Consider the following 23,931-nt stretch of genomic DNA (forward strand, 5'->3'; position numbering starts at 1 on the left):
CCACCATGATCACACTGACTGTTTACCAGACCGACGCCAATGGCGTGTTTGTCGGGACCGCCGACGCCGACGCATGCCCGCTGGAGCCGGGTGTCTGGCTGATTCCCGGCGGCTGCGTCGAGCAAGCGCCGCCTGAGCCCGGGCCGAACCAGGTCGCCCACTGGAACGGCGAGCAATGGCGCCTGACTGAATCCTTCCAGGGTCAGACCGCCTTCCACCAAACAACTGGCGAGTCGTTGCTGATCGAGCAGCCGGGACCGCTGCCGGACGGCTACACCCTGCAAGCGCCCGGCGCGCAGCAGGTCTGGCAGGACGGCCAATGGACCGCCGATGTGCCAGCGCAACTACAGGCGCTTTACCGCGAGCAGGTCGAGACGATCAATGCGGTGTGCGAGCGTGAGATTCTGGGCGGTTTCGTCTCGGCCGCCCTGGGCGAGCAGCACCACTACGACAGCGCATTTGCGGATCAACTGAACCTGACCAGCCAATTGCAACTGGGCACGGCCGGGAGCCTGGTCTGCCGCGACGTGGCCGGGGTCAAAGCCTACCGTGTGCACACGGTCAAGCAACTCAAGGCTGCCGGCGCCGACTTCAACAGCCACCGGCTGGCACGCCTGCAGAAAGCCCTGGACCTGAAACAGCGGCTGGCCGATGCGCTCGCCGCCGAGGACCTGGCCGCCCTTGAGGCCGTGGTCTGGGGGCCGGACGTATGACCTGGACCCCAGTGACCTTGCAGTGGCCGACCCAGGCCACGCAGTTTCTCGATGACCTGGCAGGGGCCAAGCAACTGGCATCGGCCACGCTCGATCAGGCAGCCACGCGAATCCAAGGCCTTGCGAGCATCGCCACCACCGCCCCGGGCGCAATCGTCGAGCTGGCCAAACAGGGTATAGAGGCCGGTCGAGCTGCGATCACCGAAGTGCTGGGCGAAGTGCCGACCTGCCTGGTGGCCACGCCGTTTCAGGCCGGGGTCGGGCAAGGCACCGGCATGCTGCGTGCGCTGTCGGCGCCGAACCTGGTGCAACACCTCGGCACTCGCCTACAGGACAGCACCGATGCCGCTCTGCCAACCGGCGATCAACATGCCCTGGTCGTGCTGTTCCTGGGCGCTCGTTACGACCAGTTGGCCAATACCCTGGCCGGTTTCAACCAGTTGCTGCCGTTCCCGGATCTGCAACGCGCCGAACGCCGTGCACAGCAGTTGTTCAAGCTGGAGATCGAAAAGTGGGAGATTCCTACGGCGGTCACGGTGCCCGGCTGGGGGCAGATGCCCCTGGAGCGCTGCACCATCACCAAAGCCGCCAGCCAGGCGCTGTCCAGCCAGGTCGCCGCGCTGGAAAGCTACGCGGCCGACAGTTCGCCGTTGGCCGATCTGGGCCGGCTTGCGGCCAAGAAGGTCGAGCAGGCGCAGGGCATGGCCAGCCAACTGACTGATCTGATTGAGCAACTGGCCGGCAATGTGCCAAACACCAGCATGCAGGTACGCCTGTTGGGACCGGGCACGCCGGCTGAGCTGGGCCAGCAGTTGCTGGACGGCGAAACCCCAGGGCATGAGTTCGGCATGTGCGCCGGCGTTGTCCTGATCGGCTCGCTGCCCGGGCTGGGCTTTGTGCGGGAGATGCTGGGCCTATGACTCTTTTGCTCGATGGCGAATACGTGCGCGCCAAGACCCTGAATGCTACGGGCAGTCTGCGCATCGAAAGCGCAGACCTGTCCGGGCAGAGCAGCAGCACGGACAAGGCCCACAACGGTTTCAAGCCCAAGACGCTGGCCTTCACCGGCTTGATTCCCTACACCCAAGCGGACTGGCTGCAAGCCCTGATGAAACTGGCCGAGGCCACGGCCAGCGGCGGGCAGCTCAAGACGTACCGCATCGTCAATGACACGGCCGCTGCGTTTGGCGTGCGCCAGGTGCAGTTCAGCGAGGGGGTCAGCGCCCGGGAAGGCGACAGCATCCGCGCCTGGACCGTGCAGTTCACCCTGACCGAGTACCTGAGCAACCCAGAGCGTGTGGAGAACCGGCAGGCTGCTAAGGCCACCGCCGCCCAGTCGGCAACTGGCCAGGCCGTAGCCGCGTCGGGCGATGCCGGCACCGGCAGCAGTAGCGGCGACGGCCAGCAGGAACTGACCGGCTTTGAAAGCGTGCTTGGCAAAATCGACAAGTGGATTGGTGAAAAATGAGCCTGAAACTGCACAAGGTGCTGACCGTCGCCGGCACCGTGGTGCCGCTGGTCAAGGACGATGTCCGCCTCGATCTGCGATCGCCCGGGCGCGCCTCGTTCACCGTTCGGTCGGCCGAGGCCCTGAGCGGGCTGGTGATCCTCGATCTGGGCTACAACGACCGGCCGCTGCAGCGGTTTTTCATCGGTTATGTCGAGCGCAGCACCCAAGTGAACAGCATGGAACAGTTGCTGGCCTGCCGTGAGCTGACCGCGATCCTCAACAGCTCGCTGCCGTTGAACCTGCGCCACGTCGATCTGCACGACGTGCTGGGCGCGATCAGCGAACGCACCGGCCTGCGTTTTCGCGTGCCTGAGCAGGCCTATGCGCGCACCAAAGCACCGTATTTCTACAACCTGGCCACCGGCATTCAGGCGATGGATAGCCTGGCCAGGATCTACAACATTCCCGACCCGATCTGGCAGCAGCAGGGCGACGGGGAAGTATTCGTAGGCAGTTGGGCAGACAGCTACTTTGGCGCCCGTGAGGCGCTGCAACTGCCCATCGAGCTTTTTAACGGCTACCAGGACAACCAGAGCGCAATGATTGCGGCCCTACCGGGCGTTCGTCCTGGAGCACTGATTAACCAGGAGCAGCGGGTCATGTCCGTCTCGCTGTCCGCCGACCAGATGGCCTTGAGATGGAAGAAGCAATAACCCGCGCTGTGCAGCGCCAGTTCCCCGAGCTGGCTGGCAACTATCACTTGCCGCGCTTCGCGGTGATTCAGGGCGTGGCCGACGCGCCGGCAGCGGCCGGCATCTGTGACAGTTTCCGCCCACGCTATGCGGCCGATCTGCAGGTACTCGACGAAAACGGCGAGCCTGACAGCAATATCCCGGTGCTGGCCGGCGTGCCGCTGCCGGTGGCCATTGGCGGCGATGAGATGGGGTTTTTCGGTTTCCCGTCCGAAGGCACCACTGTGGTGATGGGCTTTGCCTACGGGCGCCCGGACAAACCATTTATTCAAACGGTGCTGCCGCATGGCCTGAGCCTGCCCCAAGTACCGAAAGGGGACCAGGTGTGGCAGCACAGTGATGCGGTGCAACAGCGCGTCGATGCCGATGGCAACTGGACGCGGCAGACGGACGCCGCCATCAAGGACGCTTGCAGTGAGCGCCAGGTCCAGGCGCTGTTAAACCAGGAGGGTTACCAGAGCCACACCCAGACCGTCGACGAGCATTCGACCGAATCGGTGGGAGGGATCAAGACCATTGAGGCGCTGGGCGCCATGAAACTGCTGTCTGCCGGCAGCGCGAGCCTGGCCGCTGTGGACGACCTGCACCAAGCGACAGGCCGGGATCTGAATCTGGTGGTCGGTCAGAAGCATAACGCGGTGATCGGTGGCGACATGGCCGAGCGCATCAAGGGGCTGCGCAAGAGTATTGCGGACCAGAGCCAGCGATATGAGTCGCCCAAAACATGGATCGGATCGAGCGGCGTTAACGTGCTGGCTGTGCTGGCCGATCTGATCGATCTGGTGGCCCAGATGAACACCCAGCTGGCCGCGCATACCCATGTGCCGGGGCCGACGCCAAGCCCGACGGATGCCGCCGCTTTCAGTCTGAAAGCCACCAATGCCACGCTGCTGGGCGGCAAGATCAAAGCCATCACTCTTTAGTTTGAAGGCACTAGTTAGTACCCTCTGAGCATCTGTTTATATTGGCTTTTAGCTACAGCGGCTTCTACAATTGTATTTTATTCAGAAGTTTATCTTCGGCAAGTGTAGAGTGTTTTCTCAAGCGAAGGCAGTGATTTTGATATGGTCAGTTAGGGGCTTAAGGGATTGGCGGTCGAATGATTTTCCCTGCTCTCAAATCGGACCATTTTTCAATTTTAAAAAATTCAATTCCTGAAGATCCATCCATGAAAAAAACTTCTTGATCTGTGTCTTTCAAAGTTGCGAAAGCTTTTACATATTCCACGCTGTCATAGGAAGCAGTTCCAATCACTCCACTGGTTGATATAAAAATAGCTGGATATCGTACGCCTCGTTTGTACATCTCATCAATTCCCTGCTTAAGAGCATCCCAGTCCACATGCATTGCAGGTAGATTCGGATAAATATGAGTTACTGCCTCCATAGTTAGATCTGCTAAGCTAAGAATATCTTTTAATGCGATGTATATCAGATCTATATCAGTATGTGTAAGGTTTATTTTTCTATCTCTCAACTCCTCGAAGGAAATACCGATTGTAGAAATTGCTTTTTCAAGTAGTTTCAGCTTTTCAGCTTCATTGTATGAGTGGTAGTTGAGGGAGTTTTCTAAAATATATTTTACTGTGGCTTTCAATTCGCTCAAAATAAGCGTGTCAGTCGTTAACGATCTAAAGTTAGAGGGTTGAAGATCCTCTGCTGTGATTGATTGAGATAGATTCAATCCTAGATAAAAGATTTTGATATGCAGTTTATCCTTGCTAAGAACTTCAGATGTGAGCCAGTCAATCAATAGCTTGTGATCAATTTCATAGTCAACATTTGCGGAAAATTGTATTGGTGTCTTAGGGTCAGATATAGTCTTGGCCGTCCGAGCCATTACAAATATCTCATCAAGGTAACACTCTAATGTTGAGAAATTCCAAAACATAGCGGCTTCAATGTTCTTTGGTCGTTTTGGGGAGTTCTTAGCTACATAGCGTAAATAGCTATCATGTCCTAGAGTAATGCCTAAGCGAAAAGTGTCTGAAGGTCGAACAAAACCATCGCGGCAAAAAGACGGCTCAAATAAGTTTCGGATTAGCCACAGACCTGTGTACGGATATCGCCAGTCGGTCGTACCTATTGCAAATAGTGTTTCACGCGCGTTCAATACCGCTGGGTTAGTTATGTAGTCCCTAACATAGTCCGCTGGTAGCCCCCAAAACTCTACCAATGTAGGTAGGCTTTGATCTTTCAACTTGTTTCTCATTACATTCCATGGGGTATAATTCCCGAACTCCACATTATCGAAGACGCTTAAACGAGGTCTGACCATCTTTGATATCAGGAAATCTAAAGAGGAAATGCCTGAGGTGTCACCATTTTTTATTTTGTGCCTTTCGACTTTTTTTACTAGATGGCCATCCTGTGCAGTTATTTGTCCAGAGGACAGCATGTTGTCAAAAAAAGCCAGTGGACTGATCGCGCAAAAGACAATCTGATACGATCTTTTATTTTTTGCGCCTAAGTCCGTGGTGGTAATAGCAAAACCATGCAGGCCAGCTTTATCTGCCTCCCTAGCAAAAAAATTCAGCAACAGATCTAGCCGGTATGTTATCTCTGAATCTTCTATGGACGAATTAGCTTCGAAGGATATAGCAATGCTTGACGCGCTTTTAGGTGGAAAAAAAACGTTGCCTGTTATTTTCCAGGATGTGAACGTATGAATATTAAATGTAAGATTTTTTTTATTAATATTTGCTTTTAAGCATAGCAAATTTTTGTTTGCCCATGAAACAGCACTTCCTGCGGCGTGCTCTAGCAGTACTGACCATTCAGTTGAGACTAAGACAAAAGTTAGGTCGTGGCTGGAAATGAATGGAAGAAGATTTTTTATCTCGTGTTCGTATGCTAAAAGTTCAGTTAAGGCTTGGCGCTCCGTCTGGTTAGATTTTTTTATTTCAAAAATTATAACCTGTTGAGTTTCAGGGTTGATACATACCAAGTCTGGGCGCAATATTTGATTGAGTTGAGTTGAAATATTGTTATCAGATGTCAATATCTCTAGTTTTTCAATAGATCGTAGCGTGTTTTCGGCAGAGAAAGCATATCTTTTTCGAACATATTCATCTATGGAAAATGCCGGAAGCAGATTTTCATTAGTAGATGTAATGTTTTTTATTTTCTGAATGTCATTTGCGTTAATGCTTTTATAGAAAACACCATTATTGATAAGGCGCTCAAGCTCTAAGTGTATAGCTTTTTCTGTAAGCATGAAGGGTCCTTCCTTTGATGTAACTACAAGGCTTTGTGAAGTTTCTGTGGTTTAAATGTAGCAGAATACATTTTGCTTTTACGAGTCCGCACTCATATGTAGTGTCCGTGCTCCAAGATTTTAACGTTAGACCATAAAAAAAAATCTACAAAAAAACACTTATCCCCCTCCCGCCGACGGGCTTTGTGTCCCTTTTTTGTGCAAACCCGAGGTGTGGTGCAACCGATGCTCCAGCCCACGCCGGCCGTGGGGTTGCGCAGGGCAGCGGCCATTGCACAGCGTGCAAGGTTTTGCAGAAAAATGTCATCGCCTTGCACAGCGCGCCACAGGCCGGAACCGGAGGGGCAATTCCTGGAAGGCCCAGCCCGCCTGGGCGAAAAATTGGAAAACTGGCGAAAGCGGTAGTTTTCAAAATCTGCACGGCTCTTGGAAGTGTGCACCAGGTCATCGATGGGCAGACCAATAAAAAACGCTAGAGGCCAAGCGGGCCGGGGTTGTAGCCAGATCCACGACCTGTTCCACCTTGCACATGCTTGCACGAGCTGGTGACGATCTACAGGCGGTCATGCTCGTCAGAAAGGTTGGTGAAAAAAAGCTTTTTAAATGAGAGTGAATCTCAGGCGTGGGGTAGTGTTTTCAAAAAGAGCGATATTAGCTATACGGCCCACCAATAGGGTCTGGAACCCCCGGTTTTACTGGGTTCTGCGTATTACAAGCAAAGGTAATATGAAGCGATATGGAAGGTAATATTTTCCTCAAACCCCCGGATTCATTGGGTTTTAAGGAATGGAAATATTGCTTCTATAAAAGGTAATACTATCGCTTTCATATCGCCTAAATATCGCCTTTTCCCCAAACCGCTGGAGGCCTTGATTTACAAGGGCTGTAGCCGTTTTCGGCAAAGCATATTACTAATATCGCTCTTTTTTTTACCCCCAACAAATTTTAGGAAATGGCTCCTAAAGGGGGTGGCGGCCGTAGGTCTCGCGCTGCTGTTCGTGAGCGCTTGTGGCTGCGTGTGAGCTGGACGTTGTGAGCGTGTACGCAAGGTCATGTGGCGGCCTTGTTACGTCCCTTATTACGTCTGGGGGAAAAACAAAGGGCCTGCATCGCTGCAAGCCCTTGTTTTGTATGGTGCCGGCACCAGGAGTCGAACCCGGGACCTACTGATTACAAGTCAGTTGCTCTACCAACTGAGCTATACCGGCAATGGCGCCAGAGTATATAGAGTCTGATGCGCTTGTAAAGCCTAGCTTGCTGATTCGGTTGGAGAAATTTTCTCGATGGGTGGATGAGGCCGGCAGACCGCGAGAAATGTGTCGATCAGGCGGGCCTCTTCACGGCTGAAGGCGTTCCTGCGGGCATCGGTGTTGCAGCGCTATCCGCCTCAGTGCACAGTTTCATTGAAGCTCTGGCGCTTTATGCCGATATAGTTGCGAGCTGGCAAGATGCCATGGACCGCAAGCCTAATGCAGAAGACCTTTACCCACTACGAGCACCTGAATGTCGCGCGCGATGCGACGCCTGAGCAGATCAAGCGGGCTTATCGCAAGCTGGCGCAGCAGCTGCATCCTGATCGTAATCCGGCGCCGAATGCGTCGGATTTGATGAGTGAGCTCAATGCGTCGCATGAGGTGCTGCGCAACCCGGCCAAGCGCATCTTGTATGATGCGCAGTTGGCCGAGGATGAGCGGCGCGCGCGTGCTTTGTCGCCGCAGGCCGCTTCGCGCCAGGGTGCGGCGATGTATGCCGCTGCGGCTCAGCCCGCGCGGCCGGCACCTTCTGCCCAGGATTCTGCGCCCAGGTCTCGGCCTGCTGATGCGCCGGCGGGCAAGCCGGTTCGCCAGCGGCGCGTGTGGCGTTGGGCGGCGGTGTTCGTGATTTTTTGCGCCGGCGGGGCGTGGATGGGGTATGAGCGCAATGCGGCGCAGTCGTTTATCCCGACCGAGTCGTTGCCAGTGGTCGACCCACGAGACACGCCGGCGTCGGAACGCGCCGATTTGACCAATGCGGTGCTGACGCCGGTGATTACCGAGCCTGAATGTGTTGTGCCGGCGGCCGACCCGCTGGGTGCGGCCTGGCCTGTGCAGGCGGGTTATCTGAAAGGCTTGCCGATGCGCAAGGACAATGGCTGGTCGCAGATTGTGATCGACAATGCCGGCGGCCAGTCGGCGGTGTACGCCAAGGTGACAGACGCTGTAGGGCGCAACGCTTATCGGTATGCGTACATTCCTGCTGGCGGTCAGTTCACCTTTGCGCGGATGGATGCTGGTTACTATTTGCTCAAATACCAGATGCTCGACACCGGCTGTGTCTTTGCATCGAGCCGCATTCTGCTGGAAGAGACGCCGATGGGCAGTCAGATCAAATCCAGTGTCTACAAGCTGACGCTGAGCAAGCTGCATGAGCGTGGCGCTTCGCCTGTGCGGTTGAAAGCCGATCAGTTTTGAATCCAACTGTTCAAAGTCTTATTCACAAGTTCACGACCCCAGGATCGGTTTCGGACATACGGCTGAAATCCCGACGTGCGTCTGCTCGCCAGCCTGCGGATTACGCGGTGCTTGACTTTGCGTGCGGGATTATTCCGCCTTGTGTGCAGGGCATTTTCGACAGGTTTTTCCCCAGGCTCCGGATTTTAATCAACAGACTTATCCACAGGTTGTGGATGTTTTTTGTCGGGCAATCAGCAGCAGGTTGCGTGGGGTCAGGCTTGCGGGGCAGAACGTGCCGAGTTGCACGTGGTAGCCGCGCGCTTGCAGGTACAGGGCGCGGTCCAGCACCAGCCACAGTTCCAGCGGGCGGCGGAACAGGTTGCGCACCAGTTCCAGGTTGCGCACCTCGCGCAGGCGTTGCCAGCCGGCGGCCTCCAGTGCGGCCCAGTCTTGCGGGCCGGGCGCGGGCAGGTTTTTCAGCGTTGCCAGCTCAAGGCAGTAGTCGGCATAGGGTTTGGCCAGCCAGGCGACGGGCAGTGACGGGGTCGGCAAGTAGCTGTCGACGCCGCGCAACTGGCGTTGCAGCAGATCAAAGCCCAGGCGGCGGGCCATCGACTGGTCACGCTGGCGGCGTACGCGGCCCGGCGCGGTGACGGTTTCGCTCAGGGGCAGGCCCAGATCGTCGCGGGACAAACTCAGCCGCGAGGCCTGGCCGTCTTTGGACAGCGCCTGATAGTGGCTGTGTTGCGTGCGGTTGTAGCAGCATGGCGCAATTGCCAGTTGCCGGCAGCCGGCGTCGCTGGCCAGGTGCATCAGTTGCACATGCAGGTCACCACAGGCATGCAGGGCCACGGGTGTGTGCCCGGCGTGCAGGTGCTGGTGGGTGTCGTCGGCCATGACGTCTTGTTGCAGGTGCTCGGCCTGCACCTTGTGCCGCACGCTTAGCGCGTGGCCGGCGTCGATCAGTGCCGGGTCGTATTCCAGGCAGGTGAGGCGCTGGCTGGCGTCGGTCAGGCGGCGGCCGAGATGGCCTTTGCCGGCGCACCAGTCGAGCCAGTGAGTCGGCGCCGGTTGCAGGTTCAGGTGGCTGGCGAAGGCTTCGATCTGTTGCCATTTACGCCCCGGCACATCGACGCTCAGGCGCGGTTCTACGGGCGTCAAAGGCTGGCTAGGCAGCTCATCGACATGCGCCAGCGCGATGGCCTCGGCGGCCCACTGCGGGAACGGCGCGGGCGCTTGCAGGTGCTCGGGATGGTTGTGCGCGGCTTCGGCCTGTTCCAGCGTGCGGCTGCGCAGCCAGTGGGCGAGCTGGGGATGATCGGCTTCCCAAGGCAGGCGCTGCTCGGTAAACGGCTTGGGCCGCCACAGCACCTGGTGCTCGACGAGGAAGCGGTCCAAGGCGTGGAAGCGGGTGAGCAGGTTACAGGGGCTGTGCATGCTGGCGGGCCATTGAGAGCTGGGTTATTGAGACGTAATGCAGAGCAATAGGCCACTGGGTTTTGGGGTGGAGCGCCCATAAAACTCCATAACTGCCCCATAACTAACCCATAACCGCCCCATAACTCCTCCATAAACGCCCATAACAGCGTTGGACTGCCCCATAACACCCCATAACGCTCAGGTCGGTAGATCGGGTGTCAGGGTGTAAAAGGTGGCTCGTTTCTGACCGTGCTGGACAAGCTGTTGCTTGTCTCGAAGTCGAGCCAGCAATTTTTTGGCTTGTTCATCACTTATACGGCACAGCTCTTTAACCTCCACGCGTTTGATCTTTCCATGCTGACGCGCATAGCTCAAAACCATCTGCTCATGCTGAATGGAGGTGAAGCCCGCCTGCCGGGTATAGGCTGCTTTGTCTCCGGACGCTTGGTAGAGGCTGGCCGAGAGTGTGTAGCTGCGTCCGCGCGTAGCGCCATGCGCGTCAACCAGACCTGCTTCTGTCAGGGCTTCGAGTGTTCGCTTGGCAGAGGCCGCGTCGCGCTGAATGTGCTTGGCCAACTCGTCAGCCGTTACGCGTTTGGCGGATCGCAAGGCGCTCAAGGCAATCAGGCTATCAATTGGAAGCGGCGCCCCGATGCGTCGTTCCTCTTCGAGTACTTTCTGGCAGAAGTCGAGATCGGCCGCCGAGGTCGGCAAACGCAGGACAACGCCTTGAGCTGTGGTATAGCCATAGTCAGGGGCAGGGCGGCCAAACTTGAGCAATCCACGATAAATCTTGTCGACGCCGCGTCCGGAGCGTTCGACCACGCCGATGCGCTTCATGGCATCCGCCAGGCTTGGGTTGCGCGGGCGCGGCTCGGTGACCAGCAGGTTGCTCAGAGTCACACCATCGACCAGGCCGCCGGGATTGCTGACCACAAGGGCATCGTCCTCAAGGCGTACATGGACGGCGCCGCGGCCGTGATAATCACGGTGTACTACTGCATTGGCCACCGCCTCGCGAAAAGCCCCCATATCGACTTTTGGTACCGGTACGCGGAACAGACCGACCTGCAGCTCCTCCTCAGGGTTGTAGGGGCGGAAATTGGTTTCCAGCCAGTCCAGGGCCTTGAGTAGCGGAAAACGTCGAAACTCGTTGAAGTGAACGGCCTGCTGGGCCAGTACCTGAAAGGCAAACTCGTGGGTGGGCACCCACTGGCGTAAAGAGGTTTCCCGGCCTACCAGTAACAGCCCTGTAAGCGTTGGAATGCGAGAGCTGTCTGGTTGACGGGCAGTCAGCATCAAGGCGCCGTCGAGCGCTTCGTCATCCAGCTCCAGCAGTACACGATCACCACCGTATTGTTGAACGGCCTGTCGCAGTCTCTCTCGTTCCAGAGGGTCCAGGTCATCCAGCGTAGTACCGGCAACCGGTTGTGCTGACACATCGAGCAGGCCAAAGCGGGATGCACGGCTGCTGCGCTCATGGGGCAGCATGGCCACGCACTCAGGCGTGCCGTCGTATTTGAGGCGACGCCGTAGATAGACGCCGTTGGTGGTTGCTACTTCTCCAGACACTTTGGGGACGCGAATGCGGGCCACCGTAATGCCCACTATTTCGACCGCCTCAACCTGCACATCCAGTGATGGAGACGTGCGCGCAGCCACCATCGCGGCAAGACCTTGCAGAAAAAAATGATCCGCATGCAGGCCGGTTGGCGTGCCATCGTCTTCGACCCCCAGCCACAGTTCACCGCCTTCTGTATTGGCGAGGCAGGCCAGTGACTCGATCAGTTCACGATCCGGTAGCTTGGCCCGATCACTTTTGAACTCGACGGTGAGGGATTCGCGCAACGGCACAATGGTGCTCATGAGGTGGCAGTTCCTTGCGACGGGCTCACGGATAAAGCCGATTATGACGGCAGGGTCTGACTCGTTGAAAGCGGCCGCTCCGATTAGGGCTGACCGGTCCTGCTCACCGTCCCTGCGTCATGTCCACCCGCAGCACTTTCTCCAGCAGCTTGAACCCCTGCACCAGCAAAAACGACATGGCCAGGTAAAACATGCCGGCGGCAAAGAAGATCTCTACCGGCAGGTACGTGCGGGCGATGATGGTGCGGGCCATACCGGTCAGTTCCAGCAGGGTGATGGTGCTGGCCAGGGCGCTGGCCTTGAGCATCAGGATCACTTCGTTGCTATAGGCCGGCAGGCCGATGCGCGCGGCACGCGGCAGGATGATGTAGAACAGCGCCTTGTTTTTCGACATGCCCAGTGCGCGGGCCGCTTCGATTTCGCCGGGCGGCACGGCCTGGATGGCGCCGCGCAGGATTTCGGCGATGTAGGCGGCGGTGTGCAGGGTCATGGTGATGACTGCGCACCAGAACGGGTTGCGCAGATAAGGCCACAACACGCTCTGGCGCACGGCTTCGAACTGCGCCATGCCGTAGTAGACCAGAAACAGCTGCACCAGCAGCGGCGTGCCGCGGAAGAAGAAAATGTAGGCGTAGGGCAGGGCGCGCACCGGCAGGTGTTTCGAGGTGCGGGCGATGCCCAGCGGGATGGCCAGAATCAAGCCGGCGATAACCGCGATGGCCACCAGCTCCAGGGTCAGGGTCGCGCCCTGGGCCAGCCGGGGCAGCCATTTGATGATCACTTCCCAGTTCATGAGGCACTCCTCACAAAGCCGCGTGCGGCGCGCTTTTCCAGCAGGTGGATGCCGGTCATGGCAATGATGGTCAGGCCCAGGTACATGAAGGCGGCGACCACGTAGAAGGTGAACGGCTCTTTGGTGACGGTCACGGCGATTTGCGCATGGCGCATGATTTCTTCCAGGCCGATCACCGAAACCAGTGCGGTGTCTTTCATCATCACCATGAACAGGTTGCCCAGGCCCGGCAGTGCGACGCGCCACATTTGCGGCATGACCACGCGAATGAAGATGCGCGGGCGCGACAGGCCCAGCGCCAGGCCGGCTTCGCGGTGGCCCTTGGGCACGGCGAGAATGGCGCCGCGAAACACTTCGGTGGCGTAGGCGCCGAAGCACAGCCCCAGGGCAATGACGCCGGCAGCGAAGGCGGTGAGTTCAAGTTCCGGCATGCCCAGCCACTCGCCGAGGGCGTGCATGGCGTTGATGGTGCCGAAGTAGATCAGTAGCACCCACAGCAGCTCGGGGATGCCGCGCACCAGGGTCGAATAGGTGCCGCCCAGCCATTGCAGGGTGCGGCTGGAAGAGGTTTTGGCCAGCGCGCCAAGCAGGCCCAGCACCAGGCCCAGGCTCAGGGCGCAAGCGGCAAGCTGGACGGTCATCAGCGCACCCGCCGCAAGGGCCGGGCCGAATCCGTGGAGTTCGAAGTTCATGGGGGCAGGCTTTTTCAGTCACCCTTCAGAGAAGGCTGCGCCAGCAAGGGCGCAGCGTTCACCGGGGGCAGATCAGAGGATGCTGAACGGGAAGTACTTGTCGTTGATCTTCTTGTAGGTGCCGTCAGCGATGATTTCTTTCAGGGCCGCGTTGAGCTTTTCACGCAGCGGGTCACCCTTGCGGACGGCGATGCCGACCTTGTCGTTTTCTTCGACCGGGTTGCCTTTGAACTCGAAGTTCTTGCCGGCTTCGCTCTTGAGCCACTCGTAGCTGACGTACTTGTCGGCCAGGATGGCATCGGTGCGGCCGGCGGACAGGTCGAGGTAGGCGTTTTCCTGGGTGTCGTACAGGCTGACCTTGACGTCGCTGCCCAGGTTGTCTTCCAGCCAGGTGCTGGCCAGGGTCGAGCGCTGGGCGCCGATGCTCTTGTCTTTCAGCTCAGCCTTGAGGGCGTCGACGCTGTCGGTCTTGATCTGGGTCGCCTTCGGGGCGATGAACTGCAGCTTGTTGGAATAGTACGGGTCGGTGAAGTCGACGGCCTGCTTGCGCTCGTCGGTGATCGACAGCGACGACACCAGGAAGTCGAACTTCTTCGAGTTCAGGGCTGGAATGATCCCGTCCCAGTCGGAGGTCACGGCCTGGCATTCAGCCTTGAGTCTGGCGCACAGGGCCTGGGCGATTTCATAGTCGAAGCCCACGACCTGGCCGCTGGCATCCTTGTTGTTGAACGGCGGGTAGGCCGCTTCGATCCCGAATTTCAGGCTTTCGGCGAACGCATTGCCGGTGATTGCCAGAGTGGCAGCGGCGGCCAGCAGTAACTTCTTGTACGTCTGCATGGGTGTTGCTCCGTTTAGCGATTGCTCGACATGAATTGTTGACACCTTACCGACCGGGGCGCCTCGAACACTTGCTGTGGCGTGCCCTGTTCTTCGACCTGCCCCTGGTGCAGGAAGACTACTTCACTGGACACCTGGCGGGCGAAATTCATTTCGTGGGTCACCAGCAGCATGGTCCGGCCCTCTTCGGCCAGGCCTCGAATGACGTTGAGCACTTCCTGAACCATTTCCGGGTCCAGTGCCGAGGTCGGTTCGTCGAACAGAATCACCTTGGGCTGCATGGCCAGCGTGCGTGCAATGGCTGCGCGTTGTTGCTGGCCGCCCGACAGTTGCGTGGGGTAGACGTGGCGCTTGTCGGCGATACCGACCTTGGCCAGCAGCGCTTCGGCCACCTCAATGGCCTCGGCCTTGCTCTGGCCGAGCACCCGGCGCGGCGCCTCGATGATGTTGTCGAGCACGCTCATGTGCGGCCAGAGGTTGAAGTTCTGGAACACAAAGCCGATTTCGCTGCGCAGGCGGTTGATCTGCTTGTTATCGGCCGCTACCAGTTCGCCATTTTTGGCGGCCTTGAGGCGCAGCTCTTCGCCACCGACCAGAATCTGGCCCTGATGCGGGTTCTCAAGCAGGTTGATGCAGCGCAGCAGGGTGGATTTTCCGGAGCCGGACGAGCCCAGGATCGAGATCACATCGCCGTCACGGGCGGTCAGGGAAATGCCTTTGAGTACATCAAGCTTGCCGTAGCGCTTGTGCAGGTTGCGGATTTCCAGGGCGGGCGTGGCCTCAGCCATGTGGGGTCCTCATAGATTTATGTGCTCCTGCTTATTGGCGGCCTTCCTGGCGAGGCCAAGCATAGCGCCAAAAACGCAGGATGCGACGGCGTGTCGCATCGATGCAGGAACGTGTCGCGGCATCCAAAACCGGGGAGCCTCGTGCGCGAAAAAGGCGCGATGTTGCCAGTTTTGCCGGGTACAGGGAAGCGCCTTTTGGCAGCGGTAACGATTCAGCGTGCACCGTATCGGGGCATTTGTGAGTAGGTGTTTCTTTGTGGTGCATTTGTGGGAATAAATCCTGGGGTGTTCGGTAACAAATCCTGCACGCCCTGTAAAAGATTCCCATCACTTTTCAGGACGAATCTGACCTGAAAAGTAGGCGTTCTCTGAGCGACGTCGTAATCAGAACATTTTGGCGTGGATCTTGCGTAAATAATAAAGAACATAGCCGTTGCATACTTTTTACGATGAACGGCGATGCGTATAGCTCGTCTCGCAAAGGTGCTTTAAATGAGCAATTCCGAAAATTTCTCAACGCTCGATCAGGGGTTGAAGCCCCGGCACATCACCATGCTGTCGATTGCCGGCGTGATTGGTGCCGGTCTGTTCGTCGGTTCCGGTCATGCCATTGCTGCTGCCGGTCCCGCTGTGCTGCTGGCCTATGCCGCCGCCGGCACCCTGGTCGTGCTGGTCATGCGCATGCTGGCCGAAATGGCTGTTGCATCGCCTGACACCGGTTCGTTTTCGACCTACGCCGACCGTGCGATCGGACGTTGGGCCGGTTTCACCATCGGCTGGCTGTACTGGTGGTTCTGGGTACTGGTGATTCCGCTGGAGGCCAACGCCGCTGCCGCGATCCTGCATGCCTGGTGGCCGAACATCTCGTTCTGGGTCTACTCGCTGGTCATCACCCTGCTGCTGACCGCGACCAACCTGTTCAGCGTCAAGAACTACGGCGAGTTCGAGTTCTGGTTCGCGCTGATCAAGGTACTGTCGATCGTCGCCTTCGTGTGCCTGGGTGTGGCCGCCATCTTCGGCTTTCTGCCGACCAGCCAGGTCAGCGGTATTGATCATCTGTTCGACACTGGCGGTTTCATGCCCAACGGCATGGGCGCGGTGCTGGCAGCGATTCTGACCACCATGTTCTCGTTCATGGGCACCGAAATCGTCACCATCGCGGCGGCCGAGTCCAAAGACCCGGCCAAGCAGATCACCAAGGCCACCAACTCGGTGATCTGGCGGATCTGCCTGTTTTATCTGGTGTCGATCTTTATCGTCGTGGCGCTGGTGCCATGGAACGACCCGACCCTGGCGGCCGTGGGGTCCTACCAGACCGTGCTGGAACGCATGGGCATCCCGAATGCCAAGATGATCGTCGATGTCGTGGTGCTGATTGCCGTGACCAGTTGCCTGAACTCGGCGCTGTACACCGCCTCGCGCATGCTCTACTCGCTGGGCAAACGCGGTGACGCGCCGGGTGTCGCCAAGCGCACCACACAGGCCGGTACGCCGTACTGGGCGGTCATGCTGTCCACCGCAGCGGCGTTCCTGACCGTGATCGCCAACTACGTCGCGCCGGAAGCTGTGTTCGAGTTCCTGCTGGCCAGCTCTGGCGCCATTGCTTTGCTGGTGTATCTGGTGATCGCCATCTCGCAACTGCGCATGCGTCGTCAACTGGTCGCCAAAGGCGAGCCGCTGACCTTCCGCATGTGGCTGTTCCCGTGGCTGACCTGGGCGGTGATCATCTTCATCGTCGGCGTGCTGACCACCATGCTGTTCATGGAAAAACACCGCATGGAAGTGGTGGCGACAGCGCTGCTGAGCCTGGGTGTGGTGGCGACCGGTCTGCTGATCTCGCGTCGCCGCAAGGTGGCAGCGCAGCAGGGTAAAACCGTTCTGAACTAGTGTGATTCGCGGCTGAGGCAATGGCTTCAGCCGCGAAAGCCCCACCGCTTAACCAAAAATCGCCTTCATCTCGTCATCGATACGCTTCTTGGCATTATTCAGATCTATCTGGAATTGCCCGGAAGCAATGCGCGTCAATGCCTCGTCCTCGCTCAGCCCTTCGGACCAGTCCCAATACATGATGAGCGACAGACTGACATGAGCGGCCACTTCCTCGTCATCCAGTTCGAGCATCTCCTCTTCATCCGGTAGCAGCGGACCTTCGAGAAAGACCTTGAGCATCTCTTCCTGGCTGATGGCTTCGGCCTGCTTGAGCGCTTGGTAATGCTCTTCCATGAATTCGTTAATGGCTTCGAAGTCGACCGCAGGCTCCTCACCATTGATGCACATGATGGTGTAAGCGAGGGCTATCACGAATTCTGGGTCGTCGATACGATCTTCGGCGGTTTCCCTGTCCAGCCCCTCAGACCAGGCCCAGTAAAAGGACAGCAAGTCTCGCAACTTGCCATCAACCAGCTCTTCGTCAATATCAAGAAGCGGTGCACCGAATGGCCCGTCGAGGAATGTCAGGAGCAGATCTTCCAGGCTGTTGGCCTCGGCCTGTTGCATTTCAGCGAAGTGTTCAAGGACGGCGGGGTGAAGTACTTGCCCCGGCTGATACTCGGTCAATCCAGTGTGAAAGTCGGCAAAGGCGCGCTGAATGGCGGGTGATGGAGCGTCATGGTTCGCAAAGTAGCCAGCCGAAGAATGGCTGGCCTGGCGTTGCACGCGCTGCTGCTTGGCTTTGGTCTTGGCTCTTTTGGCGCGTTTTTGCTGCTTGGATGACGAGGCCATGGCGGTCTCCAGGGCAATTGGCTTGAACGGACGAGTTTAATCGCCCGTGCCAATCGTGACGATACTGGCCAGTCAGCGCCCGCGACGCTGGCTTTCGTTGCGCATCACCAGCAGGTCAGAGGCTTTCTGGTAGTCGTTCTGGAAGGCATCGGTCTCGATCCACTCCAGGGCTGTGTCTTCGTCTTCGTTGTGGAACAGGGCGCGGTAGGTGATCAGCAGGCCCATCATGAAGTCGGTGGCTTGCTCGCCGTCTTCCTCGGCCAGCACCAGCTCCAGCACCGGGTATTGAATGAACACCGCGCACAACGCCAGCTGGCTGATGGCTTCGGCGGCGTGCATGGCTTCGAACAGGTCTTCGAAGTCGGCCGGGTCGAAACCGTTCTCGACCAGGTCCTTGAAGTCGAAGGTGCTGAGGTCGATCTTCACGTCATCGAACGGGTTATCCACCAGCGGCGAGGCGAACAGCGAATGCACCGGTGTCTGGGGTTTACGACCGGAGCGGTTTTGCTTGGCCTTGATTTTTGCGCGTTGGGCGCGCTTTTGCTGCTTGTCTTGCGAGGCCATGGTGGCTGTCCTTGGGCGACGGTGGATGTGGGGGGGCGGGTATTGAAACGTAGATGGGGGGAATAGCCAAGCGGGGTGATTAAAATACGCGCCTTTGGTGCTGCTAAAGCTTTGGCGTATTTCAAGGTGATCAGAGTTACAGGTTTCGCGTCCATTTAACCGCTGTTGACGTGCTCGGTCCGCCGCCAGTGGAGGGTACTGTGCCGGGATCGTAAGTCTTGGGCGCACCGGTTAAATCAATAGTCGTCGAACCGCCCCACGTATTGATGACGGAACTTCCTTGGCCAGCAGCGGTGATATATCCGTGAACGGTACTGCTTCCTTCGGTAAGGAACGTATCGCCTGCCATGATAGTGCCGGACACTTCTGATGACGCGCCGAGTTTGATAATCCCTCCGCTAAATGTGCTGCCCGTGTATAGCCCTGAGAGGTAAGAAATATTCCCCAGTGCATTTGACTTCAGCTTTGTGCCGGACTTATCACAAAATGCAATGGGGTACATTCCAGAAAAATCAGTTGTTTTATAACCGCTGGGGTATTCATTGTCGCAAATAATACTGTAGCCAGCGTAATTGAGTGCCCACAGTTTATGGTCGCCCGACGTCGTGATGTTGCCTGTTGCGACGACAGTGTTGTAATACCGACCATTGGACATGGTCAGGTTTCCGTTAAACCAGAGTACGCCAGGCGCAAGGCTTTTTCCTGAGACTGTCCATGTGCCGGTGCTATAAGTGACGCAGCCATTTGACGTTGATTGTCCCTCACACAGCGTTCGGACACCGGTGGGTGATGCGGGTGTGGTGCAGTTCCCGGAGGCATCCGTTGCGGTGCATAGAAAGTCGTTATACCCCCGATCATTTTGATAACCATACTTGCCAAGGTAATAAACGCCATCGGTGATGCCATTGATGCCGCTAACGGTCACGCGAATCTTGTTGCTTACGTATTCAAAAATATAATTGGCGGATGATTTGTAGTCAGTGGCATCAATTTTTATTCTGTTGACCGTAATTGGCGTTAAGGCCGTCAAGGTAGAGGCTGGAACCTGATTGGATATGTTCGCGGTCGGGCAGCCGCTCGTGGCTTTGGCATTGATTGAGGTGTACTGCATCCAATATTGGCTAGGGCATGTGACTGTCGCGCCGCTGTTCACGATTTTTGTCGTTGGCCAGCTGTTGACGATGACATTGCCTATCGCATTTATTTCGTTGGTGGTGCCGTTGTCAACCGTGACCGTGGCGTTGGTTTTCAAGGCGCCTTGCGTTCCGCCGCTGGAGTTTTTAATTTCTTTTATCGCAGAGCCTTTAGTGACGCTGGCGGACCCGAGAAGTGTCAGCTTTCCGTTAGCGAAGACGGTGTTTACCTGATTGCCTGAGCCAATGGATATATCACCTGTGGCTTGAAGGTTAGTGAGTCCGGTGATCGACCCCCCTCCCGTTGCTCCTATGGATGCATCGCCGTCAACGGCAATGATCGTATTTTCCAATCCTGTAAATTTAATCGAGCCGGTCAGGTCAAGTGTCTTGGCGAGTGAAATGGTACTCAGAAGCGTGTTTGTAGCGCTGCCAGAGCTGCCGACTGTGTAAATGGCTTCAACGGTTGAGCTGGATGCGGCAGGCGTATTAGCGTTCACAACGCCTGTCAATGTAAAGCCGATATAGCCAGTCGTTGAGTCATAGGGGACGGACACTTTTACAGTCAGGCCGCTCACGCTCGTCGTAAGTGTTTGCCCTCTTGTCAGCGAACTTAAATTAGCTTTCTGTGCAGCGTCCAAGTATGTACGCACCAGTTCCACTGCCTCCCAAGCCTTGGACTCGGCGGATACTGAAGCATGGCTGGCCATCTGCTGATCTTGCGCGCTGCGGATGCTATGCATCATGCCCATGGTGGTTGCCGTCAGCGCTACGCCAGTCAGCATCATGAGCAGGGTCGTCGCCATGCCGCGCTGGCGGGTGCGTGTCGCTCGATTGCTTAGCAGGCGGGAATTGAACATTGCAGGTTCCTGCTAGGTGCTCGTGACAAGGTTGGGCAGACAGGTTTCGCTGGTGCTTTTTACATACACCGGTGCGGACTCTGTGCTGGTCGAGTCCAGGACGCTGGTGGCGGCAGTGATGGTGACTTTGAGCGGCAGGCTCGTCGTACTGAGGGGCGTTACGGCTTTGCCAAATGGCCAGCAAGCGACTTGCACGGCTTTGAAAAAATCTGCCGGCTGGTTGGTTTCGATCAGTGTGGTCGCGGTCCAGGTCGTGCTGTTCCATTGTGCCAGCGTCGTGCAACTGCTCGCACCTTGCAGGCGCACCAGTTTGCCGCTTTGCACCAGCAAACCGGCGCAAGTGGCGGTGGCGCTACTGCTGGTTTGGTAGATCCAGACCATAGCGTTGCCGCTCGTCTCGGTACCCGAGAGGGTGCGGGCGGTACCTGACAGTGTGCCATTGGTCAAAGTGGCGTTGTACAGCAGCTTTAAGCGGGTATCCAGCGTGCTGGTGACGGTGATCCAGAAGCCGGCATTGCGCAGCTCTTGTTGAGCCGTCAGCAGGGCCGCAGCAATCTGCCCGTCCTGCCGTGAATCCTGAATCGACTGCACCGAAATACCAACCATGTTCTTGTACAGCGAAAGCATGGCCAGCACGCTGATCAGCGACAGCGTTATACCGACCATCAAGCTGATCAGGTTGAAGCCGCGCTGGCCGCGTTTCACGTTTCGTCACCGACGCGAATGATGCCGCCGAACAGCGAGCTGTCGCTGCTTCGAGTGGTCAGCACTACCTTGCCTAACGTACTGGTTGGGCTAACGGCCACGCCACCGATGGTGACACTGGCAGCATCGGTGCAGGAGGCATCAAGGGTAATGGCAGTGGTTTGTGTCGGTAGAGTGATCGTGGCCCGGGTGGAGTTGGTCGAACAAAGCGTCTTCCCATACTTCGCAATCAAATCACGCATCTGACTGACCGCAATATTCTGCACTTTCATATCGCGCTGGCTGACCGCCGCCCGTGACGAGGCATAGGTCATGCCCAAGCCAATGATCGCCATCAACACAATGCCAATCAGTGACTCCAGCAATATATCGCCACGCTGCGCACGTGGGCTTGCTTCAAATGATTTCGACATCGACTGCGCTCTCACTGCCGACCGTCACACTGATCGTGCTCGTGGTACAGGCGTTGCTGCCGGTCACTGGCAGACCCCGGCTGTTGAAAGCAACGCAAGAGATGTCCGTACCGCCTGCCTGAAGAGTGGCCGCGCTGGGTAGATCGGTCTGCCACAGAATATTACTGGTCGAGGAGCAATTGATGCTGGCCTGATCGGTGATGCTGTACAGCTTCAGCACCTGACCCGAGCGGCAAAGCGCTGCTGCAGGCCAGCTGTTCAATGCCCCACCCGGATTGCGCAACGCGGTGGCCTTGGCGCGGCTGATGCCTTGCTTGAGCAGGCCGGCGGCATCGCGTTGCTGCGCGCTGTTGACCCATGACGTGGTCAGCTGCGCGCCCATCGTCACCATCAGGCTGAAAATGGCGATGGTGATCATCAGTTCGATGAGGGTGAAACCCTGGCTGCGCTTCATCACAGCCAGCTCGTGCCGTAACCGGTGCAACTGCCTATCGCCCGGACGTTGTCCTGGGTCAGGGTAATGCTGCAGCCGTTGACCTTGCCGCTGGTGCCCAAGGCTTCGACCTTGTAGGTGGTGGCCGACGCGGTCACGATCTTGTAGACGAACGAATCGGTCTGGCTCGGTTGCCAGCCGGCAGCGGTGCAGGTGGTGGTGCCGGTGGCGGCGACGCAACGGGTGTCGGCGGTCGTGGTGGTGGTCGTGGTCGGGTATTTGAGTTGCTTCTGGTAGAAGTTCTCCAGCACCAGGCTCAACGCCACCAGATCCGACTGCGCGCCCTTGAGCTTGCTTTTGGTCACGTAGCTCTCGTAGGACGGAAAGGCGATGCCGGCCAGAATCCCCACGATGGCGATGGTGATCAGCAATTCGATGAGGGTAAAGCCACGAATGTTGCCGCTGCGTGTAGCACACATATCGGAAACCGCAATTAACCAAAGTATTAATGCGATACTACTATGCCACCAAGCCGTTCGGAACCAGAAGGTGAACTTTTATAGGGCTTTCCGATTATTGGCTGCCGTTTGTCGAGGGGCGTCAGCGTTTCGTCACAGTGTTGGAAAACCGGCGCTTTGCGGGCGTTTTCGGCAGGCGGGGCGGGTGCGACGGAGCATCTTGGTGGAGCATTGTTTCAATAGTATGAAGTCTTGAAAATCAAACTATTGATTCATATCAGTTTTATACAAGAACGCCCTATACGTCTCATGCATCCGGTTAATTGATTGCCAGGCGTTTATTCAAACTATGTGCTGTCGTGCGACCCTCGCAGGTCGCACTTTGAAGCGGTCCGGAGCAAAGCTTAAGCCGTCTGTTTCTGGCGGGCGGCCCTGAGCAGGACCAGCACGCCAAGAATGGCCGACACTACAGAACCCAGCAGTACGCCGACTTTGACTTCATCGACCAGGTGCGCCGAGTTGGCAAAGGCCAGTGCGCCGATGAACAAGCTCATCGTGAAACCGATGCCGCACAGCAGGGCCACGCCATACAGCTGACGCCAGCTGGCGCCTTCAGGCAGGTTGGCCATGCCCATGCGAATGGCCAGCGCCGAGAAGCCGAATACGCCCAGTTGTTTGCCCAGTACCAGCCCCAGCGCGACGCCCAGCGGCACCGGGTCGACCAGGTTGTCAGGCGTGATGCCGGCCAGCGAGACGCCAGCATTGGCGAAGCCGAAGATCGGCACGATCGCAAACGCCACCCAGGGGTGCAGCTTGCCTTCGAGCGAGAGCAGCGGCGAGCGGCGCTCGTCATCCGCATTGCCCATTGGAATGCACAGGGCCAGAATCACGCCGGCCAGCGTGGCATGGATGCCCGACTGCAGCATCAGAAACCACAGCAGCGCGCCGGCCAGCAGGTAGGGGATCAGGCTTTTTACGCCAAAGCGGTTGAGCGCCACCAACGCTGCGATCACGCCCAGCGACGCCAGCAGCATGTTGATCGACAAGTCGCTGGTGTAGAACAGGGCGATGATCAGCACCGCGCCCAGGTCGTCGAGGATGGCCAGGGCCGATAAAAAGACCTTCAGCGACAAGGGCACGCGCTTGCCCAGCAGCGACAGCACGCCCAGCGCAAAGGCGATGTCGGTGGCGGCCGGAATCGCCCAGCCGCCCAGGGTTTGCGCATTGTCCTGATTGATCGCGATATAGATCAGCGCCGGCATGATCATCCCGCCCAGCGCCGCCAGGCCCGGCAGTGCCCGCTGGCCCCAACTGGCCAGTTGACCGACCAGCATTTCTCGCTTGATCTCCAGGCCCACCAGCAGGAAAAAGATCGCCATCAGGCCGTCGTTGATCCAGTGCGAGATCGACAGCCCGGCGACGTAGGTATGCAGGGTCGAGAAATAGGCGGCCGACAGCGGGGAGTTGGCCACGATCAGCGCCGCCAAAGCGGCTGCCATCAGGGTCAGGCCACCTGCCGACTCGGCCGCGAAAAACCGGGCCAAAAAGGCCGTGGCAGAAGGGGAAGAGGTTTTGTCTTGACGTACGGGATCCAGGCTCATAGGCGCGCGGGCTCCGCACAGGCGGCCCGACCCATGCTCGATTTAACCTGCCCTGCCGCATCATGCGGTGACACCCAAGGTCACA

General features: G+C 57.7%; 22 protein-coding genes and 1 tRNA gene. 7 read left to right on the plus strand and 16 right to left on the minus strand.

What is annotated here, in order from left to right:
- The first annotated feature begins 5 nt into the window (after positions 1-5).
- The 5 genes from ACYP2A_RS20675 to ACYP2A_RS20695 are packed head-to-tail and all read left to right on the plus strand — an operon-like array spanning position 6 to position 3,838.
- Entirely contained in the window at positions 6-713 is a 708-nt protein-coding gene (locus tag ACYP2A_RS20675) for a phage tail protein (protein WP_459747723.1), read from the plus strand.
- Entirely contained in the window at positions 710-1,633 is a 924-nt protein-coding gene (locus tag ACYP2A_RS20680; protein ID WP_459747725.1) for a hypothetical protein, read from the plus strand. The genes ACYP2A_RS20675 and ACYP2A_RS20680 overlap by 4 nt, the downstream gene beginning before the upstream one ends.
- Positions 1,630-2,181, plus strand: a complete 552-nt coding sequence (locus ACYP2A_RS20685; protein ID WP_459747726.1) for a baseplate complex protein — start codon at positions 1,630-1,632, stop codon at positions 2,179-2,181. Before ACYP2A_RS20680 ends, ACYP2A_RS20685 begins: the two co-directional genes overlap by 4 nt.
- Positions 2,178-2,876: a hypothetical protein gene (locus ACYP2A_RS20690; protein WP_459747727.1), complete on the plus strand. Its 699-nt coding sequence runs from the start codon at positions 2,178-2,180 to the stop codon at positions 2,874-2,876. The genes ACYP2A_RS20685 and ACYP2A_RS20690 overlap by 4 nt, the downstream gene beginning before the upstream one ends.
- Entirely contained in the window at positions 2,861-3,838 is a 978-nt protein-coding gene (locus ACYP2A_RS20695; protein ID WP_459747728.1) for a hypothetical protein, read from the plus strand. Before ACYP2A_RS20690 ends, ACYP2A_RS20695 begins: the two co-directional genes overlap by 16 nt.
- 157 nt (positions 3,839-3,995) lie before the next feature.
- On the opposite strand, the gene ACYP2A_RS20700 is transcribed toward ACYP2A_RS20695, so the two are convergent.
- Positions 3,996-6,131, minus strand: coding sequence for a hypothetical protein (locus tag ACYP2A_RS20700; protein WP_459747730.1), 2,136 nt, complete (start codon positions 6,129-6,131; stop codon positions 3,996-3,998).
- Positions 6,132-7,263: 1,132 nt separating this feature from the next.
- Positions 7,264-7,339 (minus strand) — tRNA-Thr (locus ACYP2A_RS20705).
- Between the two features lie 261 nt (positions 7,340-7,600).
- Here ACYP2A_RS20705 and ACYP2A_RS20710 point away from each other — a divergent pair.
- Positions 7,601-8,581: a J domain-containing protein gene (locus ACYP2A_RS20710; RefSeq protein ID WP_459747732.1), complete on the plus strand. Its 981-nt coding sequence runs from the start codon at positions 7,601-7,603 to the stop codon at positions 8,579-8,581.
- 198 nt (positions 8,582-8,779) lie between these two features.
- Here the strand turns inward: ACYP2A_RS20710 and ACYP2A_RS20715 are convergent, their stop codons facing one another.
- The 6 genes from ACYP2A_RS20715 to ACYP2A_RS20740 form a co-directional block, all read right to left on the minus strand.
- Complete coding sequence (locus ACYP2A_RS20715; RefSeq protein WP_459747733.1) at positions 8,780-10,000, minus strand: methyltransferase; 1,221 nt, start codon at positions 9,998-10,000, stop codon at positions 8,780-8,782.
- Positions 10,001-10,180: 180 nt separating this feature from the next.
- Positions 10,181-11,848, minus strand: a complete 1,668-nt coding sequence (locus ACYP2A_RS20720) for a DNA glycosylase AlkZ-like family protein (protein ID WP_459747734.1) — start codon at positions 11,846-11,848, stop codon at positions 10,181-10,183.
- A gap of 103 nt (positions 11,849-11,951) precedes the next feature.
- A complete protein-coding gene (locus tag ACYP2A_RS20725) occupies positions 11,952-12,641 on the minus strand; it encodes an ABC transporter permease (protein WP_459747735.1) in 690 nt (229 codons plus the stop codon).
- Positions 12,638-13,333, minus strand: a complete 696-nt coding sequence (locus ACYP2A_RS20730; RefSeq protein ID WP_459747736.1) for an ABC transporter permease — start codon at positions 13,331-13,333, stop codon at positions 12,638-12,640. The genes ACYP2A_RS20725 and ACYP2A_RS20730 overlap by 4 nt, the downstream gene beginning before the upstream one ends.
- A 72-nt stretch (positions 13,334-13,405) precedes the next feature.
- Positions 13,406-14,170: an ABC transporter substrate-binding protein gene (locus ACYP2A_RS20735; protein WP_459747737.1), complete on the minus strand. Its 765-nt coding sequence runs from the start codon at positions 14,168-14,170 to the stop codon at positions 13,406-13,408.
- Positions 14,171-14,184: 14 nt separating this feature from the next.
- Positions 14,185-14,958 carry an ABC transporter ATP-binding protein gene (locus ACYP2A_RS20740; protein WP_459747738.1) on the minus strand — a complete coding sequence of 258 codons (774 nt, stop codon included), beginning with the start codon at positions 14,956-14,958 and terminating at the stop codon, positions 14,185-14,187.
- Positions 14,959-15,450: 492 nt separating this feature from the next.
- Between ACYP2A_RS20740 and gabP the strand changes: the two genes are divergently transcribed.
- Positions 15,451-16,845 (plus strand): GABA permease, encoded by a 1,395-nt coding sequence (gene gabP, locus ACYP2A_RS20745; protein ID WP_459747739.1) that lies wholly within the window; start codon positions 15,451-15,453, stop codon positions 16,843-16,845.
- A gap of 48 nt (positions 16,846-16,893) precedes the next feature.
- Here the strand turns inward: gabP and ACYP2A_RS20750 are convergent, their stop codons facing one another.
- The 8 genes from ACYP2A_RS20750 to nhaA form a co-directional block, all read right to left on the minus strand.
- Complete coding sequence (locus tag ACYP2A_RS20750) at positions 16,894-17,679, minus strand: hypothetical protein (RefSeq protein WP_459747741.1); 786 nt, start codon at positions 17,677-17,679, stop codon at positions 16,894-16,896.
- 72 nt (positions 17,680-17,751) lie between these two features.
- On the minus strand, positions 17,752-18,243 hold the full coding sequence (locus ACYP2A_RS20755; RefSeq protein WP_459747742.1) for a hypothetical protein: 492 nt from the start codon (positions 18,241-18,243) through the stop codon (positions 17,752-17,754).
- Between the two features lie 136 nt (positions 18,244-18,379).
- Complete coding sequence (locus ACYP2A_RS20760) at positions 18,380-20,236, minus strand: hypothetical protein (RefSeq protein ID WP_459747743.1); 1,857 nt, start codon at positions 20,234-20,236, stop codon at positions 18,380-18,382.
- Positions 20,237-20,248: 12 nt separating this feature from the next.
- Positions 20,249-20,941 carry a PilW family protein gene (locus tag ACYP2A_RS20765; protein WP_459747744.1) on the minus strand — a complete coding sequence of 231 codons (693 nt, stop codon included), beginning with the start codon at positions 20,939-20,941 and terminating at the stop codon, positions 20,249-20,251.
- Complete coding sequence (locus tag ACYP2A_RS20770; RefSeq protein ID WP_459747745.1) at positions 20,938-21,354, minus strand: type IV pilus modification PilV family protein; 417 nt, start codon at positions 21,352-21,354, stop codon at positions 20,938-20,940. Before ACYP2A_RS20770 ends, ACYP2A_RS20765 begins: the two co-directional genes overlap by 4 nt.
- Positions 21,338-21,808 (minus strand): prepilin-type N-terminal cleavage/methylation domain-containing protein, encoded by a 471-nt coding sequence (locus tag ACYP2A_RS20775; protein WP_459747747.1) that lies wholly within the window; start codon positions 21,806-21,808, stop codon positions 21,338-21,340. The genes ACYP2A_RS20770 and ACYP2A_RS20775 overlap by 17 nt, the downstream gene beginning before the upstream one ends.
- Entirely contained in the window at positions 21,808-22,266 is a 459-nt protein-coding gene (locus ACYP2A_RS20780) for a type IV pilin protein (RefSeq protein WP_459747748.1), read from the minus strand. Before ACYP2A_RS20780 ends, ACYP2A_RS20775 begins: the two co-directional genes overlap by 1 nt.
- Positions 22,267-22,649: 383 nt before the next feature.
- On the minus strand, positions 22,650-23,846 hold the full coding sequence (gene nhaA / locus ACYP2A_RS20785; protein ID WP_459747749.1) for a Na+/H+ antiporter NhaA: 1,197 nt from the start codon (positions 23,844-23,846) through the stop codon (positions 22,650-22,652).
- Positions 23,847-23,931 lie beyond the last annotated feature (85 nt).

The organism is Pseudomonas sp. 3A(2025) (genome assembly GCF_054589175.1).

What these genes read in the sequence shown, in the direction of transcription:
- ACYP2A_RS20720 (WP_459747734.1), bottom strand. Translation starts at nt 11,848, where the DNA reads ATGAGCACCATTGTGCCGTTGCGCGAATCCCTCACCGTCGAGTTCAAA.
- ACYP2A_RS20780 (WP_459747748.1), bottom strand. Translation starts at nt 22,266, where the DNA reads ATGTGTGCTACACGCAGCGGCAACATTCGTGGCTTTACCCTCATCGAA.
- ACYP2A_RS20770 (WP_459747745.1), bottom strand. Translation starts at nt 21,354, where the DNA reads ATGTCGAAATCATTTGAAGCAAGCCCACGTGCGCAGCGTGGCGATATA.
- ACYP2A_RS20755 (WP_459747742.1), bottom strand. Translation starts at nt 18,243, where the DNA reads ATGGCCTCGCAAGACAAGCAGCAAAAGCGCGCCCAACGCGCAAAAATC.
- ACYP2A_RS20675 (WP_459747723.1), top strand. Translation starts at nt 6, where the DNA reads ATGATCACACTGACTGTTTACCAGACCGACGCCAATGGCGTGTTTGTC.
- nhaA (WP_459747749.1), bottom strand. Translation starts at nt 23,846, where the DNA reads ATGAGCCTGGATCCCGTACGTCAAGACAAAACCTCTTCCCCTTCTGCC.
- ACYP2A_RS20690 (WP_459747727.1), top strand. Translation starts at nt 2,178, where the DNA reads ATGAGCCTGAAACTGCACAAGGTGCTGACCGTCGCCGGCACCGTGGTG.
- ACYP2A_RS20685 (WP_459747726.1), top strand. Translation starts at nt 1,630, where the DNA reads ATGACTCTTTTGCTCGATGGCGAATACGTGCGCGCCAAGACCCTGAAT.
- ACYP2A_RS20740 (WP_459747738.1), bottom strand. Translation starts at nt 14,958, where the DNA reads ATGGCTGAGGCCACGCCCGCCCTGGAAATCCGCAACCTGCACAAGCGC.
- ACYP2A_RS20750 (WP_459747741.1), bottom strand. Translation starts at nt 17,679, where the DNA reads ATGGCCTCGTCATCCAAGCAGCAAAAACGCGCCAAAAGAGCCAAGACC.
- ACYP2A_RS20715 (WP_459747733.1), bottom strand. Translation starts at nt 10,000, where the DNA reads ATGCACAGCCCCTGTAACCTGCTCACCCGCTTCCACGCCTTGGACCGC.
- ACYP2A_RS20695 (WP_459747728.1), top strand. Translation starts at nt 2,861, where the DNA reads ATGGAAGAAGCAATAACCCGCGCTGTGCAGCGCCAGTTCCCCGAGCTG.
- ACYP2A_RS20700 (WP_459747730.1), bottom strand. Translation starts at nt 6,131, where the DNA reads ATGCTTACAGAAAAAGCTATACACTTAGAGCTTGAGCGCCTTATCAAT.
- ACYP2A_RS20680 (WP_459747725.1), top strand. Translation starts at nt 710, where the DNA reads ATGACCTGGACCCCAGTGACCTTGCAGTGGCCGACCCAGGCCACGCAG.
- gabP (WP_459747739.1), top strand. Translation starts at nt 15,451, where the DNA reads ATGAGCAATTCCGAAAATTTCTCAACGCTCGATCAGGGGTTGAAGCCC.
- ACYP2A_RS20725 (WP_459747735.1), bottom strand. Translation starts at nt 12,641, where the DNA reads ATGAACTGGGAAGTGATCATCAAATGGCTGCCCCGGCTGGCCCAGGGC.
- ACYP2A_RS20710 (WP_459747732.1), top strand. Translation starts at nt 7,601, where the DNA reads ATGCAGAAGACCTTTACCCACTACGAGCACCTGAATGTCGCGCGCGAT.
- ACYP2A_RS20730 (WP_459747736.1), bottom strand. Translation starts at nt 13,333, where the DNA reads ATGAACTTCGAACTCCACGGATTCGGCCCGGCCCTTGCGGCGGGTGCG.
- ACYP2A_RS20760 (WP_459747743.1), bottom strand. Translation starts at nt 20,236, where the DNA reads ATGTTCAATTCCCGCCTGCTAAGCAATCGAGCGACACGCACCCGCCAG.
- ACYP2A_RS20775 (WP_459747747.1), bottom strand. Translation starts at nt 21,808, where the DNA reads ATGAAGCGCAGCCAGGGTTTCACCCTCATCGAACTGATGATCACCATC.
- ACYP2A_RS20735 (WP_459747737.1), bottom strand. Translation starts at nt 14,170, where the DNA reads ATGCAGACGTACAAGAAGTTACTGCTGGCCGCCGCTGCCACTCTGGCA.